At 61.8% G+C, this 26,001-nt stretch carries 21 protein-coding genes; 12 read left to right on the plus strand and 9 right to left on the minus strand.

Features of this window, described 5'->3' with window-relative positions; genetic code table 11:
• Positions 1-127 precede the first annotated feature (127 nt).
• Positions 128-1,717, plus strand: coding sequence for a hypothetical protein (locus tag KZX66_RS14275; RefSeq protein ID WP_248080320.1), 1,590 nt, complete (start codon positions 128-130; stop codon positions 1,715-1,717).
• A gap of 74 nt (positions 1,718-1,791) precedes the next feature.
• On the opposite strand, the gene KZX66_RS14280 is transcribed toward KZX66_RS14275, so the two are convergent.
• From KZX66_RS14280 to bioB, 7 genes are all read right to left on the minus strand, one after another.
• Complete coding sequence (locus tag KZX66_RS14280; protein WP_248080322.1) at positions 1,792-3,597, minus strand: acyl-CoA dehydrogenase C-terminal domain-containing protein; 1,806 nt, start codon at positions 3,595-3,597, stop codon at positions 1,792-1,794.
• 252 nt (positions 3,598-3,849) lie between these two features.
• Positions 3,850-4,131 (minus strand): pyrroloquinoline quinone biosynthesis protein PqqE, encoded by a 282-nt coding sequence (locus tag KZX66_RS14285; RefSeq protein WP_099585700.1) that lies wholly within the window; start codon positions 4,129-4,131, stop codon positions 3,850-3,852.
• Positions 4,132-4,236: 105 nt separating this feature from the next.
• A complete protein-coding gene (gene bioD / locus KZX66_RS14290; protein ID WP_248080324.1) occupies positions 4,237-4,917 on the minus strand; it encodes a dethiobiotin synthase in 681 nt (226 codons plus the stop codon).
• Complete coding sequence (bioC, locus tag KZX66_RS14295; protein ID WP_248080326.1) at positions 4,914-5,726, minus strand: malonyl-ACP O-methyltransferase BioC; 813 nt, start codon at positions 5,724-5,726, stop codon at positions 4,914-4,916. Before bioC ends, bioD begins: the two co-directional genes overlap by 4 nt.
• A complete protein-coding gene (locus KZX66_RS14300; protein ID WP_248080328.1) occupies positions 5,719-6,438 on the minus strand; it encodes an alpha/beta fold hydrolase in 720 nt (239 codons plus the stop codon). The genes bioC and KZX66_RS14300 overlap by 8 nt, the downstream gene beginning before the upstream one ends.
• The gene (gene bioF, locus KZX66_RS14305; RefSeq protein ID WP_248080330.1) at positions 6,431-7,600 is read right to left on the minus strand and encodes an 8-amino-7-oxononanoate synthase; all 1,170 of its coding nucleotides are present in this window, start codon (positions 7,598-7,600) and stop codon (positions 6,431-6,433) included. Before bioF ends, KZX66_RS14300 begins: the two co-directional genes overlap by 8 nt.
• A gap of 142 nt (positions 7,601-7,742) precedes the next feature.
• On the minus strand, positions 7,743-8,798 hold the full coding sequence (gene bioB, locus KZX66_RS14310) for a biotin synthase BioB (protein ID WP_248080332.1): 1,056 nt from the start codon (positions 8,796-8,798) through the stop codon (positions 7,743-7,745).
• Positions 8,799-8,890: 92 nt separating this feature from the next.
• Between bioB and KZX66_RS14315 the strand changes: the two genes are divergently transcribed.
• From KZX66_RS14315 to rarD, 5 genes are all read left to right on the plus strand, one after another.
• Entirely contained in the window at positions 8,891-9,628 is a 738-nt protein-coding gene (locus tag KZX66_RS14315) for a ComF family protein (RefSeq protein ID WP_248080334.1), read from the plus strand.
• A gap of 52 nt (positions 9,629-9,680) precedes the next feature.
• Positions 9,681-10,445: a TOBE domain-containing protein gene (locus tag KZX66_RS14320; protein ID WP_248080336.1), complete on the plus strand. Its 765-nt coding sequence runs from the start codon at positions 9,681-9,683 to the stop codon at positions 10,443-10,445.
• A 92-nt stretch (positions 10,446-10,537) separates the two neighbouring features.
• Entirely contained in the window at positions 10,538-12,436 is a 1,899-nt protein-coding gene (locus KZX66_RS14325; protein ID WP_248080338.1) for a PhoX family phosphatase, read from the plus strand.
• Between the two features lie 142 nt (positions 12,437-12,578).
• A complete protein-coding gene (locus tag KZX66_RS14330) occupies positions 12,579-13,553 on the plus strand; it encodes a serine/threonine protein kinase (RefSeq protein ID WP_248080340.1) in 975 nt (324 codons plus the stop codon).
• Between the two features lie 114 nt (positions 13,554-13,667).
• Positions 13,668-14,552 (plus strand): EamA family transporter RarD, encoded by an 885-nt coding sequence (gene rarD, locus KZX66_RS14335; RefSeq protein WP_248080342.1) that lies wholly within the window; start codon positions 13,668-13,670, stop codon positions 14,550-14,552.
• 223 nt (positions 14,553-14,775) lie between these two features.
• Here the strand turns inward: rarD and KZX66_RS14340 are convergent, their stop codons facing one another.
• Positions 14,776-15,288, minus strand: coding sequence for an ACT domain-containing protein (locus KZX66_RS14340; protein WP_248080344.1), 513 nt, complete (start codon positions 15,286-15,288; stop codon positions 14,776-14,778).
• 267 nt (positions 15,289-15,555) lie between these two features.
• On the opposite strand from KZX66_RS14340, the gene KZX66_RS14345 reads away from it, so the two are divergent.
• Positions 15,556-17,733, plus strand: coding sequence for a malate synthase G (locus KZX66_RS14345; protein ID WP_248080346.1), 2,178 nt, complete (start codon positions 15,556-15,558; stop codon positions 17,731-17,733).
• A gap of 90 nt (positions 17,734-17,823) precedes the next feature.
• On the opposite strand, the gene KZX66_RS14350 is transcribed toward KZX66_RS14345, so the two are convergent.
• Positions 17,824-18,270: a response regulator gene (locus KZX66_RS14350; RefSeq protein ID WP_248080348.1), complete on the minus strand. Its 447-nt coding sequence runs from the start codon at positions 18,268-18,270 to the stop codon at positions 17,824-17,826.
• Between the two features lie 246 nt (positions 18,271-18,516).
• Here KZX66_RS14350 and KZX66_RS14355 point away from each other — a divergent pair, with 246 nt between their 5' ends.
• The 5 genes from KZX66_RS14355 to KZX66_RS14375 all read left to right on the plus strand — a co-directional run bounded on the left by KZX66_RS14355 (position 18,517) and on the right by KZX66_RS14375 (position 25,969).
• Entirely contained in the window at positions 18,517-20,439 is a 1,923-nt protein-coding gene (locus KZX66_RS14355; protein ID WP_348983815.1) for a putative nucleotidyltransferase substrate binding domain-containing protein, read from the plus strand.
• Positions 20,436-21,143 carry a 3'-5' exonuclease gene (locus KZX66_RS14360; RefSeq protein ID WP_248080352.1) on the plus strand — a complete coding sequence of 236 codons (708 nt, stop codon included), beginning with the start codon at positions 20,436-20,438 and terminating at the stop codon, positions 21,141-21,143. Before KZX66_RS14355 ends, KZX66_RS14360 begins: the two co-directional genes overlap by 4 nt.
• A gap of 235 nt (positions 21,144-21,378) precedes the next feature.
• Positions 21,379-21,897, plus strand: coding sequence for an RNA polymerase sigma factor (locus KZX66_RS14365; protein WP_248080354.1), 519 nt, complete (start codon positions 21,379-21,381; stop codon positions 21,895-21,897).
• On the plus strand, positions 21,894-22,862 hold the full coding sequence (locus KZX66_RS14370; RefSeq protein ID WP_248080356.1) for a FecR family protein: 969 nt from the start codon (positions 21,894-21,896) through the stop codon (positions 22,860-22,862). The genes KZX66_RS14365 and KZX66_RS14370 overlap by 4 nt, the downstream gene beginning before the upstream one ends.
• Before the next feature lie 677 nt (positions 22,863-23,539).
• On the plus strand, positions 23,540-25,969 hold the full coding sequence (locus KZX66_RS14375; RefSeq protein ID WP_248080358.1) for a TonB-dependent siderophore receptor: 2,430 nt from the start codon (positions 23,540-23,542) through the stop codon (positions 25,967-25,969).
• The last annotated feature ends 32 nt before the right edge of the window (positions 25,970-26,001 follow it).

A 26,001-nucleotide genomic window follows, 5' to 3' on the forward strand; every position in this document is an offset into this window, starting at 1 on the left:
CAGGCAGCCCCAGCGCACTGTCAGTTCTGACAGTATCCGTCACAAGGTTTGCTGTGTTTAATCCAAACAACGCCCAGTGAGCCGTCGGGACGAGGAAATTTCCTTCAACCATCCGGGAGCGTTTTCCATGGACGCCTCAATCAACGATCTGGTGCGTGCAAGTTCACTGTTCTTGATCCGTAACGCCATCCCCCGGTTGCCACCACTGATCGTGGTGGACGCCATCCCCGATACAGACGGCCTTGTCCCGTTGACAGCCGCAGCCGGTGACTTGCGCATTCGAATTCCGCCCCAGCCGCAGCCCGGCCCTCCCGGCTCCCGCCCCATCATCAGGGTGTACGCGGAGCTGCCCCCACCGGCGGAATACCAAGTGCTGTCCTACCACCAACTGCCGGCCTATCCCGTCGGGGAGTTCGAGGTCCTCGTGCCACGCCGCCTGGTGGGGAGTGAGGGCGACTATCGGCTCACCTACATTCTGGAAGACGGTGACAACGTGTCGCGTGCAACCACCAGCACGTCCTTGCGCGTCCAGAAAAGATCGCCTTTTGGCTATCTGTCCATCACACCACCGCGCCCCCTGCTGCCGGCGAATCTGGCGACACCGCTGATCACCGATGAGTACCTGGCCAACAATGACCCGGTGCTGTTCAGAATTCCGGAACATGTACAGATCAATAACCGGACCAAATTGCGCGGCGTGTTCTACTACGGCCACACCGACAGTCACATGCAAGTGCCCTACACCCCACCCATTACGTTGCCTGATGTACCGGCCGAGCGCCTGATCCCTGTGTCGGCGGCCATTATCCGTGCACGAGGCAATGGTTTGCGGCAATTGACTTACCGCATCATCGACCAGGCGGGCTGCCGCGACCGGGACTCGTTGATTCTTGAGGTCAAAGTGGCCGTACGGATCACCCCGGCGAACATCTCTATCCCACGGGTGACACAGGCGATCGCGCCGGACAACACCGTGACCCAGGCCGATATCCTACAAAGCGGATTGGGAGGGATGGAGGTGTGGCTGGACAACGTCGACAATTTGCAAATCGGCGACACGGTGACCGTGACCCTCTCGGGCGCAGCCGTAACGGCACCGCTGACTTATGCGGGGCAACCGCTACCGTTAAGGTTTATCGTCAACACGGCGCAAATACAGGCTGTACTTCCGACTGCCCCCACCACGGATACGCCAGCTCAGGTGGGGTTCAGAATCACCAGCGGCGGGGTAGTCTTCAACGGCCCCGTCAGAGCCCTGATCTTCAACCTGACGGCCCTGATGACGCTCCCGCCGCCGCGGGTGCAGAACCTGAACGCGGAGGGCAACCTCAACTGCAGCTCGCCGCAACCCTTGAACACGGCCTATACAAATCGTTTCATTACGGTGTTTATCCCCCCTTCGGTGCTTCTGATTGCCGGTAAAACGCTGACGCTGAGCTGCGCATTGAGCCGGCAGGACGATGGTTCAAACCTCATCGTTCCACCTGTGACGGTCGCTGTCGTATTGTCAGCCGACGCGCCAACACTGGGTCTTACCGTGAATGTGCCCTATTCGACCAGCATGGGAGTGATCGGCAGGGGCGTGATGTATTTCAGCTATTGGATGCCAAATAACACCGGTCAACTGCTTCGATCTTCAACGGTGGCCATAGCGGTCAGGGGCGTATTGCCGGGCAACGTGTATTGCGACGGCACGCCCTATACGCCGACACCTTGAGTGCCAGGCTGACGCCCACAAAAAACCGCCGCTCCCGAAAGAGAGCGGCGGTTTCAGTGAGAACCCGGTAAGGCTTAGTAAGCCAGGCCGAAGTCTTCTTCTTTCATGTCCATAAGGTTATTGGCGCCCGACAGCATGGTTGCCACGTGGGTACGGGTACGCGGCAGGATGCGCTGGAAGTAGAAGCGCGCGGTCTGCAGCTTGGCGGTGTAGAACGCTTCTTCGCCTGTGCCGGCTGCCAGTTTTTCGGCTGCCAGGCGTGCCATGTCGGCCCAGAAGTAAGCCAGGCACGCGTAACCGGAGTACATCAGGTAATCCACCGAGGCGGCACCGACTTCTTCGCGGTCCTTCATCGCGGCCATGCCGACCTTCATGGTCAACTCGCCCCATTCTTTGTTCAGTGCCGCCAGCGGTGCGACGAATTCCTTGACGGCTTCGTTGCCTTCGTTGGCCTGGCAGAACTTGTGCACGATCTTGGTGAAGCCCTTGAGCGCTTCGCCCTGGGTCATCAGCACTTTACGGCCGAGCAGGTCCAGCGCCTGGATGCCGGTGGTGCCTTCGTACAGCATCGAAATGCGGCTGTCGCGAACGTTTTGCTCCATGCCCCACTCGGCGATGAAACCGTGGCCGCCGTAGATCTGCACGCCATGGTTGGCGGACTCAAAACCGACTTCGGTCATGAACGCCTTGGCGATCGGGGTCATGAATGCCAGCAGACCGTCTGCTTGCTTCTTGGCCTCGTCGTCGGTGCCGTACTTGACGATGTCCACTTGCTTGGCGGTGAAGTACACCATCGCACGGTTGCCTTCGGCGAAGGCTTTCATGGTCAGCAGCATACGGCGCACGTCAGGGTGCACGATGATTGGGTCAGCCGCTTTTTCCGGCGCTTTCGGGCCAGTCAGGGAGCGCATTTGCAGGCGATCGCGAGCGTATTTCAAACCGCCCTGGAAGCCGATCTCGGCGTGGGCCAGGCCTTGCAATGCGGTGCCCAGGCGAGCGGTGTTCATAAAGGTGAACATGCAGTTCAGGCCTTTGTTCGCGGGGCCGATAAGGTAACCGGTGGCCGCGTCGAAGTTCATCACGCAGGTGGCGTTGCCGTGGATCCCCATCTTGTGTTCCAGGGAACCGCAGTTCACCGCGTTGCGCGCACCGATCGAACCGTCTGCGTTCGGGATGAACTTGGGCACGATAAACAGCGAGATACCTTTGGTGCCGGCCGGCGCGTCCGGCAGGCGGGCCAGCACGATGTGGACGATGTTGTCGGCCATGTCGTGTTCACCGGCCGAGATAAAGATTTTGGTGCCGGATACTTTGTAGGAACCATCGGCCTGAGGCTCGGCCTTGGTGCGCAGCATGCCCAGGTCGGTGCCACAGTGCGGCTCGGTCAGGCACATGGTGCCGGTCCATTCGCCCGACACCAGCTTGGTCAGGTAAGCGGCTTGCTGCTCCGGGGTGCCGTGCTCGGAGATGGTGTTCATCGCGCCGTGGGACAGGCCTGGGTACATGCCCCACGACCAGTTGGCTTCGCCGACCATTTCGCTCACGGCCAGGCCCAGGGATTCCGGCAGGCCTTGGCCACCGTGCTCCACGTCGTGGGCCAGGCTCGGCCAGCCGCCTTCGACGAATTGCTTGTAGGCCTCTTTGAAACCCGTCGGGGTCTTAACGCCTGACTCACTCCAGGTGCACCCTTCGATGTCGCCCACACGGTTCAACGGTGCCAGCACTTGCTCACAAAACTTGGCGCCCTCCTCGAGGATGGCGTCAACCATATCCGGGGTGGCGTCCTGGCAAGCAGGCAGGCTCTGATAGTGCGCGTCATAACCGAGCAGTTCGTCACGAACGAAGCGAATATCACGCAAGGGGGCCTTGTAGTCAGGCATAGCGATAAACCTCTGCTGATGTAGCTGGGATGAACAACCGCGTGGAATTTATTGTGGCGGTCAAACAGGTGTTTGAAACATACGTTTACGATCTGGGGATGTCAAGCGTCGTCCGGATGCCGTTTGTCATGACGCGCGTCAATGGCAGGCGCGACGAGGCCTGCGGCGTGGAGCCACAAGGGGTAAACAGAAAATGTAGGTTTGCGCAGGCGCGACCGGCTTCAGGACGAAGCCGGGAATCAGCAGAAAGGGTTAAGCGTAGGTATCGATCAGGGTGCCCAGCATTTCATCCGACGCCTTGGCGACTTTAACGCCCAGTTCGACCTGAAATTTGCCTTCGGCCAGTTCCACCATATTGCTGGCGGAGTTGGTCGGCTGACCGCGATTGACCGCCTGCAGGCGATCATTCTGCGCATCCGAAGGTTGGCTGGTGGCGGCACTGGCGATCTTGCCGGCGGCCTGGTCGACACGGCTTTGCCCGGACTGAATGGTATTCAGGCCCGAATAAAACGCGCTGCTTCCAGAGATTTCCATGGCTAAGCCTGCCTTTAGAGAATCGTGAGCTGTGATTGAAACAGAGATCGTGGCAAAAGGCCCGTCAAAAACACTAATGGCACAATGCCTTGGCGATAGCCAAAATCAGTCAAGCAGGTCCAGCAGCAAGTACGGCGCCACGGCTTCAGCCCCGGCGTGCTTGAGTTTGGGAACACGTCCCAGACAGGGTGCGGGCAACCGTTCGGCGAGGGTTGCCAGGTTTTCCTCCAGACGGGAGGTCTTGGGGTCGATGATATTGGCCACCCATCCCGCCAACTGCAAACCGTCCCGTGCGATGGCTTCAGCGGTGAGCAACGCATGACTGATACACCCCAGGCGCACGCCGACCACCAGGATCACCGGCAATTTGAGCGCCATGGCCAGATCCGACAGGTTGGCCTGATCGGCCAAGGGCACGCGCCAACCGCCCGCGCCCTCAATCAGGGTGAAATCCGCCCGGCGCGCCAGAATCTGTTGCATGGGTTTAAGCAACGACTGCACCGTCAGCGACACGCCCGCCTCCCGCGCCGCCAAATGCGGGGCGATGGCCGGCTCGAACGCCACCGGGTTGACCTCGGCGTAACTCAACGGTAATGAGCACTGCGCCAGCAGCGCCAAGGCATCGGCGTTGCGCAACCCTTTGGGCGTGACCGTGCAACCGGACGCCACCGGTTTGCCGGCCGCCGTGCTTTTGCCGGCCTGGCGCGCCGCATGCAACAGGCCCGCAGCGACTGTGGTTTTGCCGACATCGGTGTCAGTGCCGGTGATGAAATAAGCGGCGCTCATAGCGGTTTCTCCAGTACGGCGTACACCACCTGGTAAGTCGCCGGCAGGCCTTGGACCTGGCGGAACTGCTCATAGGCTTGCAGCAAGGCGGCAACTCGCGCACGGCCGGTCAACCCACCGGGGCGTCCAGGATTGAGATTGTGCGCACCCAGGGCTTTCAATTCATGGGTCAGGCTGCGCACATCCGGGTAATGCAACACATGGGGCCGGCGTTCCAGGCTGACCACACGCAAACCGCTGGCCGCGCACAGTTGCTGGTAAGCCTCGAAGGTGCGAAAGCGGTTGACGTGCACCAGGCCGTCCACGGCGCGCCAGCTCTCACGCAGCTCATCCAGGGTGCCCACGCACAAACTGGCGAAAGCCAATACGCCGCCTGGTTGCAGCACTCGATAAGCCTCGCTGAGCACGGCCTCGAAGTTCGAACACCATTGCACCGCCAAGCTGGAGAAGAGCAGCTCAAAGCCATCCGCTTTCAGCGGCAAACGCTCCGCATCGCCGGCAATGAAGTGCCGCGCACCGCCTGAAGGTCGCGCGTGGTTGAGCATGCCCTCGGCAATATCCAGTGCCACGCCTTGGCTCGCCGGCCAGCGTGCAGCCAACGCACGGCTGAAATACCCCGTGCCGCAGCCCATATCCAGCCAGCGGTGTGGCGCGCAGGCAGTTGGCAGGCGCGACAACAGTTCGTGCCCCACTGCCCGCTGCAATTGGGCCACGCTGTCGTAACTGGCCGCCGCACGCGAGAAGGACGCAGCCACGTGGCGCTTGTCTGGCAAGCCGCCCGGCAAGGCGGGATGGGATAAATCAGTCATCGGCACACTCATGCAAAAAAGCCTGGATGGCCCCCGCCACACCGTGGGGGTCTTCCAGAAGAAACGCGTGACCGGCCTGTTCGATCAGGCCGATTTCAACATCAGGCAACAGTGCCAGCAGGTCAGCGGCGGCTTCGGCGGGCACCAACCCGTCCATCCCCGCGAACAGGTGCAACTGCGGGCCGCGATAAGCCAGCAAGGCGTCGCGGGTGTCCAATTGCGCGAGCAGTTCAAGGCCGCTCATCAATAGGCCGGGCGCGCCGCTGACCAACAACCGCGAGAGCCCGCGCGGGTCTGCGCCGCCCTTGGCGCACAACAGCCCAAAGCGCTTGAGAGTGACGTGGGAGTCGGCATTGCAACCGGCGAGAAACGCATCAAAGGTGTCGGCGGGCATCGCGCTCGGCCAGGCGTCATGGGCCACGAAACACGGGTTGCTCGCCAGGGTCAGCAGGCCACAGCAACGCTCCCCGCGCCGCGCGGCCAACTCCGAGGCCAGCATCCCGCCCAGGGACCAGCCACCCAGCCAGGCGTTGTCCGGCAGCGTGGCGTCAAGCTCGTCGAGCCACTCATTCAGGTCGCTGGAATCCAGTACGGGCAACGGCTCGATCTGCACCTGCAAGCGCTCATCCAAGCCCCGCAACGCCGCCGCCAGTGGTTCCAGCGGCGATACACCCAGGCCCCAGCCGGGCAGCAATATCAGTTGGTCACGCATGGTCGAGCTCCAGGCGAAAACAGGCTTCCAGCGCGTTTAACAGTAGCTGCACCTGCGCCGCGCTGTGGGCGGCCGTCAACGTCACGCGCAAACGTGCGCTGCCGGCGGGCACGGTGGGCGGGCGGATCGCTGTCACCATCACACCGCGCTCCCGCAGTCGCTGGGACAAACGCACCGCCTTGGCGCTGTCGCCGATCAGGATCGGCTGGATCGGCGTAAAGCTGTCCATCAAGTCCAGCCCCAACTGCTCGGCCCCCCGCCGGAACTGGCGGATCAGCCCATTGAGATGTTCACGCCGCCAATGCTCGGTGCGCAGCAGCGCCAGGCTTTTGAGCGTGGCGCAAGCCAGGGCCGGCGGCTGACTGGTGGTGTAGATATACGGGCGGGCGAACTGGATCAGGCTTTCGATCAGGTCTTCACTGCCCGCCACAAACGCGCCGGCAGTACCAAACGCTTTGCCCAGGGTGCCGACCAATACCGGCACGTCCTCCTGGCTCAAACCGAAATGCTCGACGATCCCGCCCCCGCTGGCGCCCAACGGACCAAAACCATGGGCGTCATCGACCATCAACCAGGCGCCTTTGGCCTTGGTTTCACGGGCCAGCGCGGGCAGGTCGGCGAGGTCGCCGTCCATGCTGAACACGCCATCGGTGACCACCAACGTGTTGCCCATGGCTTTTTCCAGGCGCTTGGCCAGGCTGGCCGCGTCGTTATGCAGGTAGCGATTGAACCGCGCCCCGGACAGCAAGCCCGCGTCCAGCAAGGAGGCATGGTTAAGACGGTCTTCCAGCACCGTGTCCCCCTGCCCCACCAACGCTGTGACCGCGCCGAGGTTGGCCATGTAGCCGGTGGTAAACAACAAGGCACGCGGGCGACCGGTCAGGTCGGCCAGGGCTTCTTCCAGCTCATGGTGCGGCGTGGCGTGGCCGACCACCAGGTGCGATGCGCCGCCGCCCACGCCCCAGCGGGCCGCACCGGCGCGCCAGGCTTCGATCACCTGCGGGTGGTTGGCCAGGCCCAGGTAATCGTTATTGCAGAACGCCAACAGCGGTTGGCCGTCGACCACCACTTCCGGGCCTTGGGGGCTCTGGAGCAGCGGGCGCTTGCGGTAAAGGTGTTCGGCACGGCGGGCAGCGAGGCGCGCGGCGAGATCAAAAGACATGCAGGCCTCGGTAGCTCAAGTTGGACGCGGTCAAAAATGCAGGTGCGGCGCGCTCGCGAATGCGGTGGATCAGTCAGCACATCGGATGCCGATACACTTTATCTCGCGAACACGCCCCTCCCACAGCTGGAGCTCATTTCAGTCACACCGCCGCGTTATAGAACTGCTCGCTGCTCTTGTGCTCCACCAGCGCCTGCTCGATCGCCGCCTGATGCACTTCATCGGCGTGCTCTTCACGGGCTTCCGGCAGGATGCCCAGGCGCGAAAACAGCTGCATGTCCTTGTCGGCCTGCGGGTTGGCGGTAGTCAGCAGTTTGTCGCCGTAGAAGATCGAGTTGGCGCCGGCAAAAAACGCCAGGGCCTGCATCTGCTCATTCATCGCTTCACGACCGGCCGACAGGCGCACGTGGGACTGCGGCATCAGGATGCGCGCCACCGCCAGCATGCGGATAAAGTCAAACGGGTCGATGTCTTCGGCGTTTTCCAGCGGCGTACCGGCCACCTTCACCAGCATGTTGATCGGCACCGACTCCGGGTGCTCCGGCAGGTTGGCCAGTTGGATCAGCAGGTTGGCGCGGTCATCGAGGGATTCGCCCATGCCGAGGATGCCGCCGGAGCAGATCTTCATCCCCGAATCACGCACATAGGCCAGGGTTTGCAGGCGCTCGCTGTAGGTACGGGTGGTGATGATGCTGCCGTAGAACTCCGGCGAGGTGTCGAGGTTGTGGTTGTAGTAGTCGAGGCCGGCCTGGGCCAGGGCGTCGGTCTGATCCTGGTCGAGACGCCCAAGGGTCATGCAGGTTTCCAGGCCCATGGCCTTCACGCCTTTGACCATCTCCAGCACGTAGGGCATGTCTTTGGCCGACGGGTGCTTCCACGCCGCGCCCATGCAGAAGCGCGTGGAGCCGATGGCTTTGGCGCGAGCGGCCTCTTCGAGGACCTTCTGCACTTCCATCAGTTTTTCTTTTTCCAGGCCCGTGTTGTAGTGGCCCGACTGCGGACAATATTTGCAATCTTCCGGGCAGGCGCCGGTCTTGATCGACAGCAGGGTCGACACCTGCACGCGGTTGGCATCGAAATGCGCGCGGTGCACGGTCTGCGCCTGGAACAACAGGTCATTGAACGGCTGCACGAACAGTGCTTTGACTTCGGCCAGGGACCAATCGTGACGCAGGGTGGCAGTGGTGCTGGCGCTCATGGGCGATTCCTTGATTATGCTTTGACATGCGCTGCGGGAAGGGCAATACCCACAGGCGCGACACGGATGCTCGGCATATTTAAGGAAGATTCATGCACTGTCAACCAAGGCACAAACACGAAGTTTACATCTGGTCAAAAAACACTCAGACCTGTTTGATCTGCGATGAACCCACGGAAACCGACGATTCGGTGTGCAATGCCTGCGAAACCGAATTGCCCTGGCTGATGGAACACTGCGAAGTCTGCGCCCTGCCCTTACCGCTGGACGGCCTGATCTGCGGCCAGTGCCAGCGGCGGCCGCCGGCGTTTACCCAGGTGATCGCGCCCTGGACCTACAGTTTTCCCGTCGACAGCCTGATCAGCCGCTTCAAGCACCAGGCACGCTGGCCCCTGGGACGCATGCTGGGGCGCCTACTGGGGCACCACCTGCAACATCGTTTTGATAACACGGCACTTACCCGCCCGGACGCCCTGCTGCCGGTGCCCATGGCCGCCAAGCGTCTGCGCGAACGCGGCTACAACCAGGCGCTGATGCTGGCACGCTGGCTCAGCACCGACCTGAACATCCCCTGTGATGAGCACGTGCTGTTACGTCCCCGCGAAACCCTGGCGCAACAGGCCCTCGACGCCAAGACCCGCAAGCGCAACTTGCTCGGCGCGTTTGCCCTGACCGCCGACGCGCAAGTGCAAGGGCGTCACGTGGCCCTGGTGGACGACGTACTCACCACCGGGGCCACCGCCCACAGCCTGGCGCGGCTGTTGATCAACGCCGGCGCGCGGCAAGTGGACGTGTACTGCGTGGCCCGCACGCCCAAGCCCGGCACTTGACTCCGGTGCCTCGCAGCCGCAACGTCCGCTCATTCCCACACAGCGTATGCCCATGTCACTTCCGACCTCTCTGAGCCAACATATCGTGCGCCGCCCCCAGCGCATCGCCTTGCTCGCCCATATCTTCGAGCAGGGCTCCATCACGCGCGCCGCCAAAAGCGCCGGCCTGAGTTACAAGGCCGCCTGGGACGCCATCGATGAGCTGAACAACCTCGCGCAAAAACCCCTGGTGGAACGCAGTGTCGGCGGCAAAGGCGGTGGCGGTGCCAGGCTCACCGCCGAAGGTGAACGAGTGCTGCGCCTTTACCAACGCCTGCAAGTGCTGCAAGCACAAGTGCTGGGCTCGGACGACGCCACCAGTGACTTCCACCTGCTCGGCCGCTTGATGCTGCGTACCAGCGCACGCAACCAGTTGCATGGCCAGGTCAGCGCGATTGAACGCCATGGCCGCAACGACTTGATCCATCTGCAACTGGCGGACGGGCTGGCGCTCAGCGCGCAAATCACCCACGACAGTACGCAACGGCTGGAGCTGGAGCCGGGCGTGGAAGTGGTCGCCTTAATCAAGGCCGGCTGGCTGGAACTGCTCGCGCCGCTGGCAACTGCAACACTTGGACACAATTGCTTGAGCGGCACCGTCGCGGCGATTTTCGACGCGGACGATGGTCCCAGCGAAGTGCGCATCAACCTGCCCAACGGTCTGGTTCTATACGCGCTGGCGCAGCCCGAGGCGCTCACGGCCCTGGGTACCGCCGAGGGCCAGGCAATCCGGGTGCAATTCGCACCCAGCCATGTGCTGCTCGGCACGCCCGTCTGATTGGCTGCCTCGGCGCCTGAGCCTTCAAACTGCAACAGTTTCGTCACAACGGCTGCTTAAGGTGTTGGCAAAAAGCACTCAAGGAGCCTGAGATGAACCTATTAGAAGAGAACCAAGCCACCGACCTCGAACAGATGGTCGGCCTGACCCGCCGTCGCTTTATCGGCGCCGGTGCACTGTGCGGCGCGGCGATGTTCCTGGGCGGCAACCTGCTCAGCCGCAGCGCCCTGGCCGTAAATGCCGCGTCCGCCAGCCCGCTGCTGGGTTTCACCAGCATCGCCGCCGCCACCAGCGACACCATCACCCTGCCGCCAGGCTACAGCGCCTCGGTGCTGATCAGTTGGGGCCAGCCACTGCACAAGAACGCGCCGGCCTTCGACCCGTCCGGCAACGGCACGGCCAAGGCCCAGGAGCAGCAGTTCGGCGACAACAACGACGGCATGAGCCTGTTTGCCTTCCCCGGTGACGACAACCGCGCGCTGATGGCGATCAACAACGAATACACCAACTACCGCTACCTCTACGCCCACGGCGGCGCACCGCAATCAGCCGAAGATGTGCGCAAGGCCCAGGCCAGCGAAGGCGTGTCGGTGATCGAAATCCGGCGCAAGGGCGACACCTGGCAGTTCGTCCAGGACTCGCGCTACAACCGGCGCATTCACGGCAACTCGCCGATCCGCCTGAGCGGCCCCGCCGCCGGTCACGACTGGCTGAAAACCAGCGCCGACACGTCCGGCAAAAAAGCCCTCGGCACGTTCCAGAACTGCGCCAATGGCAAGACGCCGTGGGGCACTTATCTGACATGTGAAGAGAACTTCACCGACTGCTTCGGCAGCAGCAACCCACAGCAAACCTTCGATGCCGGGCAAAAACGCTACGGCGTGGTGGCGGCCAGCAAGGACATCAACTGGCACCTGCACGACCCGCGTTTCGACATGGCCAAGAACCCGAACGAACTCAATCGACATGGCTGGGTAGTGGAAATCGACCCGTTCGACCCGCAATCCACCCCGGTCAAACGCACCGCCCTGGGCCGTTTCAAACACGAGAACGCGGCGCTTGCCGAAACCCGTGACGGCCGCGCCGTGGTGTACATGGGCGATGACGAACGCGGCGAGTTCATCTACAAGTTCGTCAGCCGCGACAAGATCAACCACAAAAACCCCAAGGCCAACAAAGACCTGCTCGACCACGGCACCTTATATGTGGCGATCTTCGACGCGGGCGACGGCGACGCCGATCATCCGAAGGGCAAAGGCCAGTGGGTGGAGTTGACCCATGGCAAAAACGGCATCGATGCCGCCAGCGGTTTCGCCAGCCAGGCCGAAGTGTTGATCCACGCGCGCCTGGCCGCCAGCGTGGTCAAGGCCACACGCATGGACCGCCCGGAATGGATCGTGGTCAGCCCCACCGACGGCCAGGTCTACTGCACCCTGACCAACAACGCCAAACGCGGCGAAGACGGCCAACCGGTGGGCGGCCCCAACCCACGGGAGAAGAACGTCTACGGCCAGATCCTGCGCTGGAAGGCCAATGCCGATGACCACGGCGCCGCCGACTTCAGTTGGGACCTGTTTGTGGTGGCCGGCAACCCCGGCATTCACGCCGGCAAGCCCAAGGGCGGCTCGTCCAACATCAACCCGCAGAACATGTTCAACAGCCCCGACGGCCTGGGTTTCGACAAGGCCGGGCGCCTGTGGATTCTCACTGACGGCGACTACAGCAACGCAGGCGACTTCGCCGGCATGGGCAATAACCAGATGCTGTGCGCCGACCCGGTCACCGGGGAAATTCGTCGATTCATGGTGGGACCAGTGGCCTGTGAGGTGACAGGGATCAGCTTCTCGCCGGATCAAAAAACGCTGTTTGTGGGGATTCAACACCCCGGCGAAACCGGTGGTTCGACCTGGCCGGAGCACCTGCCCAATGGCAAACCGCGCTCCTCGGTGATGGCGATTCGGCGCGATGATGGCGGGATTGTGGGCGCCTGACTGACCGCCATCGGGGCAAGACCCGCCCACCCATGTGGGAGGGGCTTACCCCGATGGTGATACTCAAGTCGCCCCCTATCGCAAGCCGTGTGCGTTACCATACCCGGCCGGACGCGGCGCCCTGCTGCGCGCAGGAGTTCGCATGGCCCATCCGTTTGAAACACTTACCCCTGATCTGGTACTCGACGCCGTCGAAAGCATCGGGTTCCTCAGCGATGCTCGCGTGCTGGCGCTCAACAGCTACGAAAACCGCGTGTATCAGGTGGGCATCGAAGACGGTGAACCGCTGATCGCCAAGTTCTATCGTCCCCAGCGCTGGACCAACGAAGCGATTCTTGAAGAACACCGCTTCACCTTCGAACTGGCCGAATGCGACGTGCCGGTAGTCGCACCCCTTATCCACAACGGCGAAAGCCTGTTCGAACACGCAGGCTTTCGCTTCACCCTGTTTCCCCGTCGTGGCGGCCGCGCGCCGGAGCCGGGCAATCTCGACCAACTGTATCGCCTCGGGCAATTGCTCGGCCGCTTGCATGCGGTGGGTTCCACCCGTGCGTTCGAACACCGCGAAGCCTTGGGCGTGAAGAACTTCGGTCACGACTCCCTGAACACCCTGCTCGAAGGCAACTTTATTCCCAAGAGCCTGCTGCCGGCCTACGAGTCGGTGGCCCGTGACCTGCTCAAGCGCGTCGAAGAGGTGTACAAGGCCACACCGCACAAGAACATCCGCATGCATGGCGATTGCCACCCTGGCAACATGATGTGCCGCGACGAGATGTTTCATATCGTCGACCTGGATGACTGCCGCATGGGCCCCGCCGTACAGGACCTGTGGATGATGCTCGCCGGCGACCGTCAGGAATGCCTGGGCCAGCTGTCGGAATTGATGGACGGCTATCAAGAGTTCCACGACTTTGACCCGCGCGAACTGGCGTTGATCGAACCGCTGCGCGCCCTGCGCCTGATGCACTACAGCGCCTGGCTGGCCCGGCGCTGGGACGACCCGGCGTTCCCCCACAGCTTCCCGTGGTTCGGCAGCGAGCGCTATTGGGGCGACCAGGTGTTGGCGTTGCGCGAGCAACTGTCGGCGCTCAACGAAGAACCGCTGAAACTCTTCTGACCGCATTGGTTTTATGGGGAGCAGGCTCGCTGCCGTCCCCATAAAGCAGGTCCCATTGCCTGACAAATATCCTTACAATCGCGCTTTGTTAGCTGCCTAAGCAAGGATTCTGCAATGCACGCCGCCAACCCCCGCAAGGGGTACATCCTGGGCCTGAGCGCCTACGTCATCTGGGGTCTGTTCCCGCTCTACTTCAAAGCCATCGCCAGCGTACCCGCCGCCGAAATCATCGTGCACCGCGTGCTGTGGTCGGCGTTGTTCGGCGCGTTGCTGTTGATGGTATGGAAACACCCCGGCTGGTTCCGTGAGCTGCGTGACAACCCCAGGCGCCTGGCGATTCTGGCCTTGAGTGGCTCATTGATTGCGGGTAACTGGCTGACCTATGTGTGGTCGGTGAACAGCGGGCGCATGCTCGAAGCGAGCCTGGGTTATTACATCAACCCGCTGGTAAACGTACTGCTGGGCATGCTGCTGCTCGGCGAACGCCTGCGCCGCCTGCAATGGGTCGCCGTCGGGCTGGCTGCGGTGGGCGTGGCGCAACAGGTGTGGCAGGTGGGCAGCTTGCCGTGGGTGTCGCTGGTGTTGGCGCTGACCTTTGGTTTCTACGGTTTGATTCGCAAGCAGGCGCCGGTCAAGGCACTGCCCGGGCTGGTGGTGGAAACCTGGATGCTGGTGCCGATTGCCGTGGCGTGGTTGCTGTTCAACCCAAGCGCCCACAGTGCCCAGCTTGAATTCTGGAGCACCACCGAAGCCTGGTGGTTGGTGGCCGCAGGCCCGGTCACGCTGATCCCGTTGGTATGCTTCAACGCCGCCGCGCGGCATTTGCCCTACACAGCCCTGGGCTTTTTGCAGTACGTGGCGCCGACCCTGGTGTTGCTCGAAGCCGTGCTGCTGTTCGGTGAACACCTGGCGCCGAGCACGTTGCTGGCCTTCGCGTTTATCTGGGCCGGGCTGGCGGTCTACAGCGTGGACGCCTGGCTGACCGTGCGAAAACGCTGATCAAATAACGCACAAACCTCTGCAAGCCACGGCGCGCGTGGCTTGCAGACATTCACCCCAAGGTTATCCACAACCTGATCCCCGCCATTTGTGCACAAGCCCTTGAAACTGCTCGTTTTTTGCTCAGTTCGTGCAAAGCCACGGCTGGCGTGGCCCAGCGCCGGGTCTCTACAGGTTATCCACAGGCCCATGCAAGATTTCCATGCATAACCCTGTGGGCAAATCACTCCTCGTTGCGCAGCTCCACCATCAAATCGTCGGCCAGGGTTTCCAGGGCTTCCTGCAACTTATCCAGGGACAAGGTTGCCGGCACCTGCAATAACGCCTCGGCATTGAACAGCGGATCACCGCTCATCGGCGCCGGCCGCACATCGGTGCTCAGGCGCTCCAGGTTGACCCCCTGCTTGCTCAACAGCGCGGTGATTTCCCGCACGATGCCCGCGCGGTCATTGCCCACCAGCGTCATTACGATGGATTTGGAGGTCGACGCCTGCCCGCTGCTGCCCTCACCCACCAGCACCCGAATGCCGTGTGTGGATAAGTCTTCCAGCGCCCCTACCAATGCCTGACGATTCTCCGTCGGCACGCTGACCCGCAGGATCCCGGCAAACTGCCCGGCCATATGGGCCATGCGGCTTTCCAGCCAGTTACCGCCGTGAGCGGCGATGTTCTGCGCGATGCGTTCAACCAGGCCGGGTTTGTCGGCGGCGATAATTGTGAGTACAAGATGGTCCATGGCGAAGCCCTCTGGAATTCAATCTACAAGGTGGACCCGAGGGCCCTCGAAAACAAATCGTGTACCATTTTTATTTTTATCTGGAACAATCCAATAGTTTTTTGAGAACATCCCGTTCTCCGCTGTGACCGTACGACCAAAGTGGGTCGCTAAACGACGTATTTAGTCTAATTTTCACAACCACCAGGCATCATGTAGTATGCCCAACCGTGCACTACATAATGAAAATCTGAATCAGCGCATAAGCTCCGCAGAGTGAGGCAAGAGATGACTGAACACGTTCAAGTCGGTGGCCTGCAGGTCGCCAAAGTCCTGTTCGACTTCGTGAACAACGAAGCCATTCCCGGTACCGGCATCACTGCCGACCAGTTCTGGGCCGGCGCCGACAAGGTCATCCACGACCTGGCCCCGAAGAACAAAGCCCTGCTCGCCAAACGCGACGATTTCCAGGCGCGGATCGATACCTGGCACCAGACCCACGCGGGCCAGGCCCATGACCCGGTGGCCTACAAAGCCTTCCTGCAAGACATCGGATACCTGCTGCCAGAAGCCGCAGACTTCCATGCCTCGACCCAAAACGTCGATGACGAGATTGCCCGCATGGCCGGCCCGCAGTTGGTGGTGCCGGTGATGAACGCCCGCTTCGCCCTCAACGCCTCCAATGCGCGTTGGGGCTCGCTGTATGACGCACTGTATGGCACCGATGCCATCAGCGAAGCCGACGGCGCCGAAAAGGGCCGCGGCTACAACAAAGTGCGTGGCGACAAGGTCATCGCCTTCGCCCGTGCCTTCCTTGACGAAGCCGCTCCGCTCAGCGCCGGCAGCCACGTCGAGTCCACCGGTTACAAGATCGTCGACGGCAAGCTGATCGTCAGCCTCAAAGGCGGCAGCAACAGCGGGCTGCGTGACGATGCCCAGTTGATCGGTTTCCAGGGCCCGGCCGCCGAGCCGATCGCGATCCTGCTCAAACACAACGGCCTGCACTTCGAGATCCAGATCGACGCCAACACCCCGGTCGGCCAGACCGACGCCGCTGGCGTCAAAGATGTGCTGATGGAAGCCGCGCTGACCACCATCATGGACTGCGAAGACTCCGTCGCCGCTGTCGATGCCGATGACAAAGTGGTGATCTACCGCAATTGGCTCGGCCTGATGAAGGGCGACCTGGCTGAAGAAGTGGCCAAGGGCGGCAAGACCTTCACCCGCACCATGAACCCGGACCGCGTCTACACCGGCGTGAATGGTCAGGACGTCACCCTGCACGGTCGTTCGCTGTTGTTCGTACGCAACGTTGGTCACCTGATGACCATCGACGCGATTCTCGACAAAGACGGCAACGAAGTACCCGAAGGCATCCTTGACGGCCTGCTCACCAGCCTGGCGGCGATCCACAGCCTCAACGGCAACAGCAGCCGCAAGAACAGCCGCACCGGTTCGGTGTACATCGTGAAGCCGAAGATGCACGGCCCTGAAGAAGCCGCGTTCACCAACGAGCTGTTCGGCCGCATCGAAGACGTGCTGAATCTGCCGCGCAACACCCTCAAAGTCGGGATCATGGACGAGGAACGCCGCACCACGGTCAACCTCAAGGCCTGCATCAAGGCCGCCAGCGAACGCGTGGTGTTTATCAACACCGGCTTCCTCGACCGCACCGGCGATGAGATCCACACCTCCATGGAAGCCGGCGCGATGGTGCGCAAAGCCGCGATGAAGGCGGAAAAATGGATCGGCGCCTACGAAAACTGGAACGTCGATATTGGTTTGAGCACCGGCCTGCAAGGCCGTGCACAGATCGGTAAAGGCATGTGGGCAATGCCCGACCTGATGGCGGCGATGCTCGAGCAGAAAATCGCCCACCCACTGGCCGGCGCCAACACCGCCTGGGTGCCGTCGCCCACCGCCGCCGCGCTGCATGCGCTGCACTATCACAAGGTCGACGTGTTCGCGCGCCAGGCCGAACTGGCCAAGCGCGAACGCGCCTCGGTCGACGACATCCTGACCATTCCTCTGGCCAGCAACACCGATTGGTCCGAAGAAGAGATCCGCAACGAACTGGACAACAATGCCCAGGGCATCCTCGGCTATGTGGTCCGCTGGATCGACCAGGGTGTGGGGTGCTCGAAAGTGCCGGACATCAACGACGTCGGCCTGATGGAAGACCGCGCCACCCTGCGCATCTCCAGCCAGCACATTGCCAATTGGTTGCGCCACGGCATCGTCACTCAAGAACAGGTGATGGAAAGCCTCAAGCGCATGGCGCCGGTGGTGGACCGTCAGAATGCCGGGGATGCGTTGTACCGCCCATTGGCACCGGATTTCGACAGCAACATCGCGTTCCAGGCAGCGGTGGAGCTGGTGATTGAAGGCACCAAACAGCCCAACGGCTACACCGAGCCGGTCTTGCACCGCAGGCGTCGCGAGTTCAAGGCTAAAAACGGCCTGTAAATGAAAAAGCCCTGATCGTGAGATCAGGGCTTTTTTCGTTGAGGTGTCCCGTCCTGTTTCCATCGGTGACCTGTAGCGACACCGCAACGATCAGGAATCCATCCCCAACTCCTTCTTGACCAGCTTCGCCAGCTTCACGCTATCGATCGGTTTGAGCAAAAAGTCCACCACGCTCAAATGCATCGCATCAATCACATCCGGCGCTTCGGCATCGCCCGACATGATGATGATCGGCAACGCTGCACGGATGGATTCGCGCACCTTGCGGATCAGCTCCAAACCGCTGCTCGGCTGCATGCGCAAGTCGGTGATCAACAAACCAATCGAGCTGCTGGAGTTCAACAGCTCCCAAGCCCTCTCCCCACTGTCGGCGGTCATGCAGCGAATACCGTCCAGCCCCAGGATCTCCGCCAGCAGTTCCCGTGCGTCTTTATCGTCATCGACGATCAGCACCCGTTGCGGCGGTAAATCAGGTTCCAGCATCACAGCGCTCAGCGCCTCGCGCTCGGCGTCACTCAAAATATCGTGGTCGGACATACGGCTCTCGGCGGTTCTCATCACTCTCCCAGCACACTCGTCAGACATCTGCGAAACGGCGATCAATGTGCACTTCGTCGGAAAGTTTGCCTAGTGGGCGTTCTACGGGGTTTGGACGATATTCATGTAAGGTTTTTCCCTAGTCTGACGCCATTTTCATCGACCTAGACTTACGTCCAATGGGCACCCAACGCGTAGGAGTCGACCATGCAGGACGATAACGACAAAAACACTGCGGTCACTGTTATGAGTAAAGCTGATGCCTTCGCCGAGGCGGGGAAAACTGCGGTATTGCAGAACATCCATGGCACGTTGCAGTTCCTGCAACGCTTCCCGCCGTTCAACCAAATGGAAAACGCCCACCTGGCGTTTCTGGTCGAGCAGTGCCAATTACGCTTCTTCGGCCCCGGCGAGAGCATTCTCAAACCGTCAGGCGGCCCGGTGGAGCACTTTTATATCGTCAAGCAAGGGCGCGTCGTTGGCGAACGGCCGGACTCGGCAGAAACCACTTTCGAAATCACCACCGGAGAGTGCTTCCCTCTCGCCGCGCTGCTCGGTGAACGCGCCACCCGCACCGAGCACAAGGCCGCCGAAGATACCTTCTGCCTGCAACTGAACAAACCGGCCTTTATCAAACTGTTCGCCCTCTCCAGCCCGTTTCGCGACTTTTCCCTGCGCGGCGTCAGCAGCCTGCTGGACCAGGTTAACCAACAAGTGCAGCAAAAAGCCGTGGAGACCCTCGGCACCCAATATTCGTTGAATACGCGCCTGGGCGAATTGGCCATGCGCCACCCGGTCACCTGCAGCCCGGATACGCCATTGCGCGAAGCGGTGACGCTGATGCATGAGCAACAGGTGGGCAGCATTGTGATCGTCGACAGCCACAAGGCGCCCCTGGGGATCTTCACCCTGCGTGACCTGCGGCATGTAGTGGCCGATGGCGTGAGCGATTTCAGCCAGGGCATCGCCGCGCACATGACCCAAGCGCCGTTTTTTCTGACCCCGGACCACAGCGCTTTCGACGCCGCCATCGCCATGACCGAACGGCATATCGCCCACGTGTGCCTGGTCAAGGACCAGCGCCTGTGCGGCGTGGTGTCCGAGCGCGACTTGTTTTCCCTGCAACGTGTGGATCTGGTGCACCTGGCCCGCACCATCCGCAACGCGCCGCGGGTGGAAAACCTGGTGGCGCTTCGCGGCGAGATCGGCCAGTTGGTCGAACGCATGCTGGCCCATGGCGCGTCGTCCACCCAGATCACCCACATTATTACGCTGCTCAACGACCACACCGTGTGCCGGGTAATCGAACTGAGCCTCGCCGAAAAAGGCGACCCCGGCGTGGCGTTCAGCTGGTTGTGTTTCGGCAGCGAAGGCCGTCGCGAACAGACCCTCTACACCGATCAGGACAACGGCATTCTGTTCGACGCCAGGGACGCCGTTGAAGCCGCCGAGATCCGCGTGCGTCTGCTGCCCCTGGCGCAGCAGATCAACCAGAGTCTGGCCTTGTGCGGGTTCAGCCTGTGCAAAGGCAACATCATGGCCGGCAACCCCGAGCTGTGCCTGTCGCGGGCGGAATGGGCGCGGCGCTTTGCGGCGTTCATTCGCGAGGCGACGCCGGAGAACCTGCTGGGTTCGAGCATCTATTTCGACCTGCGCGTGGTGTGGGGTGACGAGCAGGGCTGCGAGCAATTGCGCCAAGGCATTCTGGATCAAGTGGCGGACAACCGATTGTTCCAGCGCATGCTTGCCGAGAACGCCTTGCGCCAGCGCCCGCCGGTGGGGCGTTTCCGCGAATTTGTGCTGACGCGCAAAGGCGGCGAAAAAGCCACCCTGGACCTTAAAGTGCAGGGCCTTACCCCGTTTGTCGACGGCGCACGCCTGCTGGCCCTGGCCAATGGTATCCACGCCAATAACACGCTGGAGCGCCTGCGCCAGTTGGTGGTCAAGGAAGTGATCGAACCGCTGGACGGCGCGGCCTATGAAGAGGCGTACCACTTTATCCAGCAGACGCGCATGCAGCAGCACCAGTTGCAAACCCGCGAGAACCAGCCGTATTCCAACCGCGTCGACCCCGACAGCCTCAACCATTTGGACCGACGCATCCTGCGCGAATCCCTGCGCCAGGCCCAACGCCTGCAAAGCAGCCTGACCCTGCGGTACCAACTGTGAGCCTGTTCGGTTGGTTGCGTACAGCCAAGCCCGGCCTGGACGCGGCGCAACAGCGGCGCCTGGAGCAACTGATCAAGCCTGCGGCCTTGGGCGACAACACGCTGCGCAGCCAACGCTGGGTGGTGGTGGACCTGGAAACCAGCGGCCTGAACCTCAACCGCGATCAGGTGCTGTCGATCGGCGCGGTAGTGATCGAAGACGGCGCGGTGGATTTTTCCCAGCTGTTCGAACGCACCCTGCAACGCAGCGCCACCAAGCTCAGCCCCAGCGTGCTGATCCACGGCCTGGGGCCCAGCGCGATTGCGGCCGGCAGCGACCCGGTCGAAGCGCTGTTGGACTTCATGACGTTTGTCGGCGACAGCCCATTGCTGGCCTTTCATGCACCGTTCGACCAACACATGCTGGGCCGCGCACTCAAGGACAGCCTGGGTTATCGCCTGACCCACCCGTTCCTGGACGTGGCCGACCTTGCCCCACTGCTCTGTCCTGAAGCGCACATTCGCGAAGCCGGGCTGGATGACTGGATCAATCACTTCCACCTGCAAGTGGGTGAGCGCCACCACGCCAGCGCCGATGCCCTGGCGACGGCAGAGCTGATGCTTATCCTGTTCAGCCGCGCGCGTTCGCAACACATAGACACGCCTCACGCGCTGCAAGCCCGCTTGAGCCAGTGGAAACGGCGCAAACAGGCGCCGTCTTTCTAAGGAGCGCAGTCCATTGGCTTTATTGAGGGGGGCCGGTTGCTGTGGTGCGCAGGCTTGCCCCTTCCCTTCTCCCCCCTCACCGACAGAACCCTGTCGTCATCAGGGAGAGCCGATCGTTCAAGCAGATGTCATTAAGCCTTCAACCCGACAGACGCCAATTGCGCGCACCCGACGCCTCTGACACAATCGCGAATAATTCTCGTTAGTTTACACTTCCTGTTTATTCGGTGATGCCTTGTCGTCGGTCCAGAACCCACACAGTGAGCTTGTTGGCGCGTTGTATCGCGACCATCGCGGCTGGCTGTTGGCCTGGCTACGGCGCAACGTGGCCTGCCCGAGCCGCGCCGAAGACCTGAGCCAGGACACGTTCATGCGTTTGCTGGGCCGCGACGAGCTGCGCGCGCCCCGTGAGCCACGGGCGTTTCTGGTGGCGATCGCCAAGGGATTATTGTTCGACTACTTCCGCCGCGCGGCCCTGGAACAGGCCTACCTCACTGAGCTGATGCTGATCCCGGAAAGCGAACACCCCTCCCCGGAACAACAGCAACTGATCCTCGAAGACCTCAAGGCCATCGACCGTCTGCTCGGCAAGCTGTCGAGCAAGGCCCGCGCCGCCTTCCTCTACAACCGCCTCGACGGCCTGGGCCACGCCGAAATCGCCGAGCGCCTGGGCGTGTCGGTGCCCCGTGTGCGCCAGTATCTGGCCCAGGGCATTCGCCAGTGCTACATCGCGCTGTATGGCGAGCCTTCATGAGCGTGATCGGTGCCAAGCCGGTCTCGGCCCGCGTGCTGGACGCCGCGATTGCCTGGCAGTTATCCCTCGATTCGGGAGATGGCAGCGCGGTGGAACGCGAAGAGTTCAGCAAATGGCTGGCCAGTCACGAGGAACACGCCCGCGCCTGGCGCCAGCTGGGCATGCTCGACCAGCGCTTCAGCGTGGCCTCGGGCCCGGCGCGCGTGGCGTTGTTGCAGTCGCGCGAAGGCATTCGCCAGCGCGTGCGCAAGCTCGGCAGCGGCCTGGCGAGTATCGCGCTGGTGTGCGGCTTGGCGTTGTTTGCCGGCGAACGCTACCTGCCGATCCACTATTGGCTGGCCGATCAGCGCACCGCCACCGGCGAGCAACGCACGCTGAACCTGGTGGATGGCACACAGATCAACCTCAACACCCACAGCGCCATAGACGTGCGTTTCGATGAAAAACGCCGGCTGATCGTGTTGCAGGAAGGCGAAATCCTCGTCGAAACCGGCCACAACGATGCGCGCCCGTTCTATGTGCAAACCCGCGACGGCAGCCTGCGGGCGCTGGGCACACGGTTCATCGTCAAGCGCGAAGACGACGCCACGCGCTTGAGCGTCCTGCAATCGGCGGTGGCGGCACAACCGCAGGCAGTGCATCAGGAACAGATTTTCAAGCAAGGCCAGCAAGTGCTGATGCGCAGCGATGGCCTTGGCCCTGCGCTTGCCGTCACCCCCGCCACCGACGCCTGGACGCGCGGCATGCTGGTGGTGGACAACGCCCGCCTGGGAGACGTCATCAAGGAACTTGGCCGTTACCGCACCGGCTACCTGGGTGTGGATAAAGACGTGGCCGACCTGCGCATCACCGGCAGCTTCCCGCTGCACGACACCACCCTGGCGCTTAACGCGTTGCTGCCGACCCTGCCGGTGCAGATCGAGCAGCACACGCCGTGGTGGGTGACCGTGATTGCCAAGCCTTAAGGTTCCAGGTGTTTGATCGTTCCCACGCTCCGCGTGGGAATGCAGCACGGGACGCTCTGCGTCCAAAGCGTGACGCAGAGCGTCACAAGAGGCGTTCCCACGCAGAGCGTGGGAACGATCAGAAACACACCACAAAAATATTTTCACCCCGCCCTATCACTTTTGTTTGATCGTTCCAACGCTCCGCGTGGGAATGCAGTACGGGACGCTCTGCGTCCAAAGCGTGACGCAGAGCGTCACAAGAGGCATTCCCGCGCAGCGTGGGAACGATCAGAAACACACCACAACAATATTTTCACCTGGCCCTATCACTTTTGTTTGATCGTTCCAACGCTCCGCGTGGGAATGCAGTACGGGACGCTCTGCGTCCAAAGCGTGACGCAGAGCGTCACAAGAGGCATTCCCACGCAGCGTGGGAACGATCAGAAACACACCACAAAAATATTTTCACCTGGCCCTATCACTTTTGTTTGATCGTTCCAACGCTCCGCGTGGGAATGCAGAACGGGACGCTCTGCGTCCAAAGCGTGACGCAGAGCGTCACAAGAGGCATTCCCACGCAGAGCGTGGGAACGATCAGAATCACACCACAAAATATTTTCACCCCGCCCTATCACTTTTCGATTCTCGTTCGGCACTTAGGCAATTGAGAAATATTTCCATTCAGGAGCCGCCCCATGTCCCGTTCGCTAGACACTTTGTTGCGCCCCAGCCTGTTAGCCTTGGCCATTGCCTTCAGCGCCCCGTTGGCCAGCACCTCGCTGTTCGCCGCCGAGCAGGCGTCCAGCGTGCGCGCCTACAACCTGCCGGCGGCCCCCCTGGCGAGCACCCTGAACCAGATCGCCAGCCAGGCCGGCCTGGCATTGACCCTCAACCCGGCGCTGGCGTCGGGCAAGACCTCGGCACCGGTGCAAGGCCAGTTCGATGCGCAGGGCGCCTTGCGTGAGGCACTGCGTGGCACCGGGTTGCAACTGGAACAGAGCAGCGCCGGGACGTTTACCCTGGTGGCGATTCCTGAGGGTGTCGTCGCCCTGCCGCAGACCAATATCATTGGTCAGGGCGACACCGAAAGCGCCTGGGGTCCGGTGGACGGCTACCTGGCCAAACGCACCGCCGCCGGCACCAAGACCGACACCGCGCTGGTGGAAGCACCGCGCTCGATTTCCGTCGCTACCCGCGAGCAGATGCAGGACCGCAACGTGCAGAACCTGGATGACGCGGTGAAGTACATGCCCGGCATCGTCTCCGCCAGCTATGGCAGCGACACCCGTTACGACTGGATGCGCGTGCGCGGTTTCGAACCGACCCAGTTCCTCGACGGCCTGCCACTGCCGCGCGGCGTGTATGCCAACCCGAAAGCCGAAACCTGGAACCTCGACCGCCTCGCCCTGCTGCGTGGCCCGGCCTCGTCGGTGTACGGTCAGACACCACCGGGCGGCCTGCTGGACATGGTCAGCCGCCGTCCCAGTGAAGAACAGAGCAGTGCCGTCCAGGTGCAATACGGCAGTGACAACTACCGCCAGATCAACTTCGCCAGCACCGGCAAAATCGACGATGAAGGCCAGTTCCTCTACGGCCTCAGCGGCGTGGTGCGCGATGCCGGCACCCAGGTCGACCACATCGACAACAAGCGCTACAACATCGCCCCCAGCCTGACCTGGAACATCGACCCGGACACCAAGCTGACCTTTCTATCGCAGTTCACCCGCGACGATACCGGTACCACCAGCCAGTTCCTGCCGATCCAGGGCACCAAGATCAAATCGCCCCTGGGCGAGGTATCCCATCACAAGAACCTGGGCGACCCGGACTACGAATACTACGACCGTACCTACTACGCGCTGGGCTATGCTTTTGAGCATCGCTTCAACGATACGTGGCAGTTCAAGCAAAACCTGCGCTACACCAAGTCGGATCTGTCGTTCCAGCAGTTGACCGTAGGCTCCTACGCGTTCTCACCAGCGGACGCGGCGGGCAACATCAGTCGCTCGACCACCAACGTTGACGAGGACATCAGCCAATTCGCCGTGGACAACAACTTCCAGGCTGACTTTGCCACCGGCGACATCATCCACACGCTGTTGCTCGGCCTGGATCACCAACGTACCGATACGTCCTATCGGGCAATATTCGGCACGGCTTCAGGCACCAATATCTTCAACCCGATCAATACCCAGCCCACCCTGCGCCCGACCAATGTCCGACCTTTTTACGACTACAACCAGAAAACCGTACAAACCGGCCTCTACGTCCAAGACCAGATGGCCCTGGACAATTGGCGCTTGACGCTGGGTGGTCGTGAAGACTGGGTGCATCAGGGCACTACCTACTTCAACGACAGCGATGCGACCAACACTGACCGCATCAAACACTTCAGCGGCAACGCGGCGCTCAGCTATGTGTTCGACTCGGGCTTCGTGCCTTACTTGTCCTATGCCGAGTCGTTCCAACCAGCGAGCAATGCCGATACAAACGCGCTCACCACGTTTAAACCGACCGAAGGCAAGCAATGGGAAATGGGCGTCAAGTACCAGCCACCCGGATCCAATACGCTGCTGAGCGCGGCGGTCTACGACCTGACCCAGAAGAACGTGCAGGTGACCACTCTCGGCCCAGGGGGCCAGCAAATCAACAGCCAGACCGGCGAAGTAAAAGTTAAAGGCCTGGAACTGGAAGCGGTATCCGACGTGACCGACAACCTCAAAGTCATCGCCGCCTACACCCTGGCCAAATCCGAGGTACAAAAAGGCATCTACAAGGGCAACCGCCTGCAACTGATGCCTAACCAGCAAGCCTCCCTGTGGACCGACTACACCTGGCACACCGGCGTGCTCGACGGCTTTGGCATCGGCTTCGGCGCCCGCTATACCGGCAACACCTACGGCGACCAGGCCAACACCTGGCTGGGCAAGGCCAACGCCTACACCGTGTTCGACGGTGCCGTGCACTATGACCTCGGCCGCCTGGACAACAGCCTCAAGGGTGCATCCGTGAAAGTGAACGCCACGAACCTGTTCAACAAGGATTACCTGTCCACCTGCGATGGCAATTACTGCTACTTCGGTGACCAACGCAGCGTCGTCGCCAGCGCCACGTATCAGTGGTAACCGGCTGAGTTAATCACCAGGCCGCCCCATGG

It is taken from the genome of Pseudomonas sp. EYE_354, from assembly GCF_023148575.1.
Classification (GTDB): Bacteria; Pseudomonadota; Gammaproteobacteria; order Pseudomonadales; family Pseudomonadaceae; genus Aquipseudomonas.

Coding starts and splice junctions, on each gene's coding strand:
- bioB (WP_248080332.1), bottom strand. CDS start 8,798: ATGAGCGCCAGCACCACTGCCACCCTGCGTCACGATTGGTCCCTGGCC.
- bioF (WP_248080330.1), bottom strand. CDS start 7,600: ATGTCTTTTGATCTCGCCGCGCGCCTCGCTGCCCGCCGTGCCGAACAC.
- KZX66_RS14325 (WP_248080338.1), top strand. CDS start 10,538: ATGAACCTATTAGAAGAGAACCAAGCCACCGACCTCGAACAGATGGTC.
- KZX66_RS14285 (WP_099585700.1), bottom strand. CDS start 4,131: ATGGAAATCTCTGGAAGCAGCGCGTTTTATTCGGGCCTGAATACCATT.
- KZX66_RS14330 (WP_248080340.1), top strand. CDS start 12,579: ATGGCCCATCCGTTTGAAACACTTACCCCTGATCTGGTACTCGACGCC.
- bioC (WP_248080326.1), bottom strand. CDS start 5,726: ATGACTGATTTATCCCATCCCGCCTTGCCGGGCGGCTTGCCAGACAAG.
- KZX66_RS14355 (WP_348983815.1), top strand. CDS start 18,517: ATGAGTAAAGCTGATGCCTTCGCCGAGGCGGGGAAAACTGCGGTATTG.
- bioD (WP_248080324.1), bottom strand. CDS start 4,917: ATGAGCGCCGCTTATTTCATCACCGGCACTGACACCGATGTCGGCAAA.
- KZX66_RS14375 (WP_248080358.1), top strand. CDS start 23,540: ATGTCCCGTTCGCTAGACACTTTGTTGCGCCCCAGCCTGTTAGCCTTG.
- KZX66_RS14315 (WP_248080334.1), top strand. CDS start 8,891: ATGCACTGTCAACCAAGGCACAAACACGAAGTTTACATCTGGTCAAAA.
- KZX66_RS14340 (WP_248080344.1), bottom strand. CDS start 15,288: ATGGACCATCTTGTACTCACAATTATCGCCGCCGACAAACCCGGCCTG.
- KZX66_RS14275 (WP_248080320.1), top strand. CDS start 128: ATGGACGCCTCAATCAACGATCTGGTGCGTGCAAGTTCACTGTTCTTG.
- KZX66_RS14300 (WP_248080328.1), bottom strand. CDS start 6,438: ATGCGTGACCAACTGATATTGCTGCCCGGCTGGGGCCTGGGTGTATCG.
- KZX66_RS14345 (WP_248080346.1), top strand. CDS start 15,556: ATGACTGAACACGTTCAAGTCGGTGGCCTGCAGGTCGCCAAAGTCCTG.
- KZX66_RS14370 (WP_248080356.1), top strand. CDS start 21,894: ATGAGCGTGATCGGTGCCAAGCCGGTCTCGGCCCGCGTGCTGGACGCC.
- KZX66_RS14280 (WP_248080322.1), bottom strand. CDS start 3,597: ATGCCTGACTACAAGGCCCCCTTGCGTGATATTCGCTTCGTTCGTGAC.
- rarD (WP_248080342.1), top strand. CDS start 13,668: ATGCACGCCGCCAACCCCCGCAAGGGGTACATCCTGGGCCTGAGCGCC.
- KZX66_RS14350 (WP_248080348.1), bottom strand. CDS start 18,270: ATGTCCGACCACGATATTTTGAGTGACGCCGAGCGCGAGGCGCTGAGC.
- KZX66_RS14320 (WP_248080336.1), top strand. CDS start 9,681: ATGTCACTTCCGACCTCTCTGAGCCAACATATCGTGCGCCGCCCCCAG.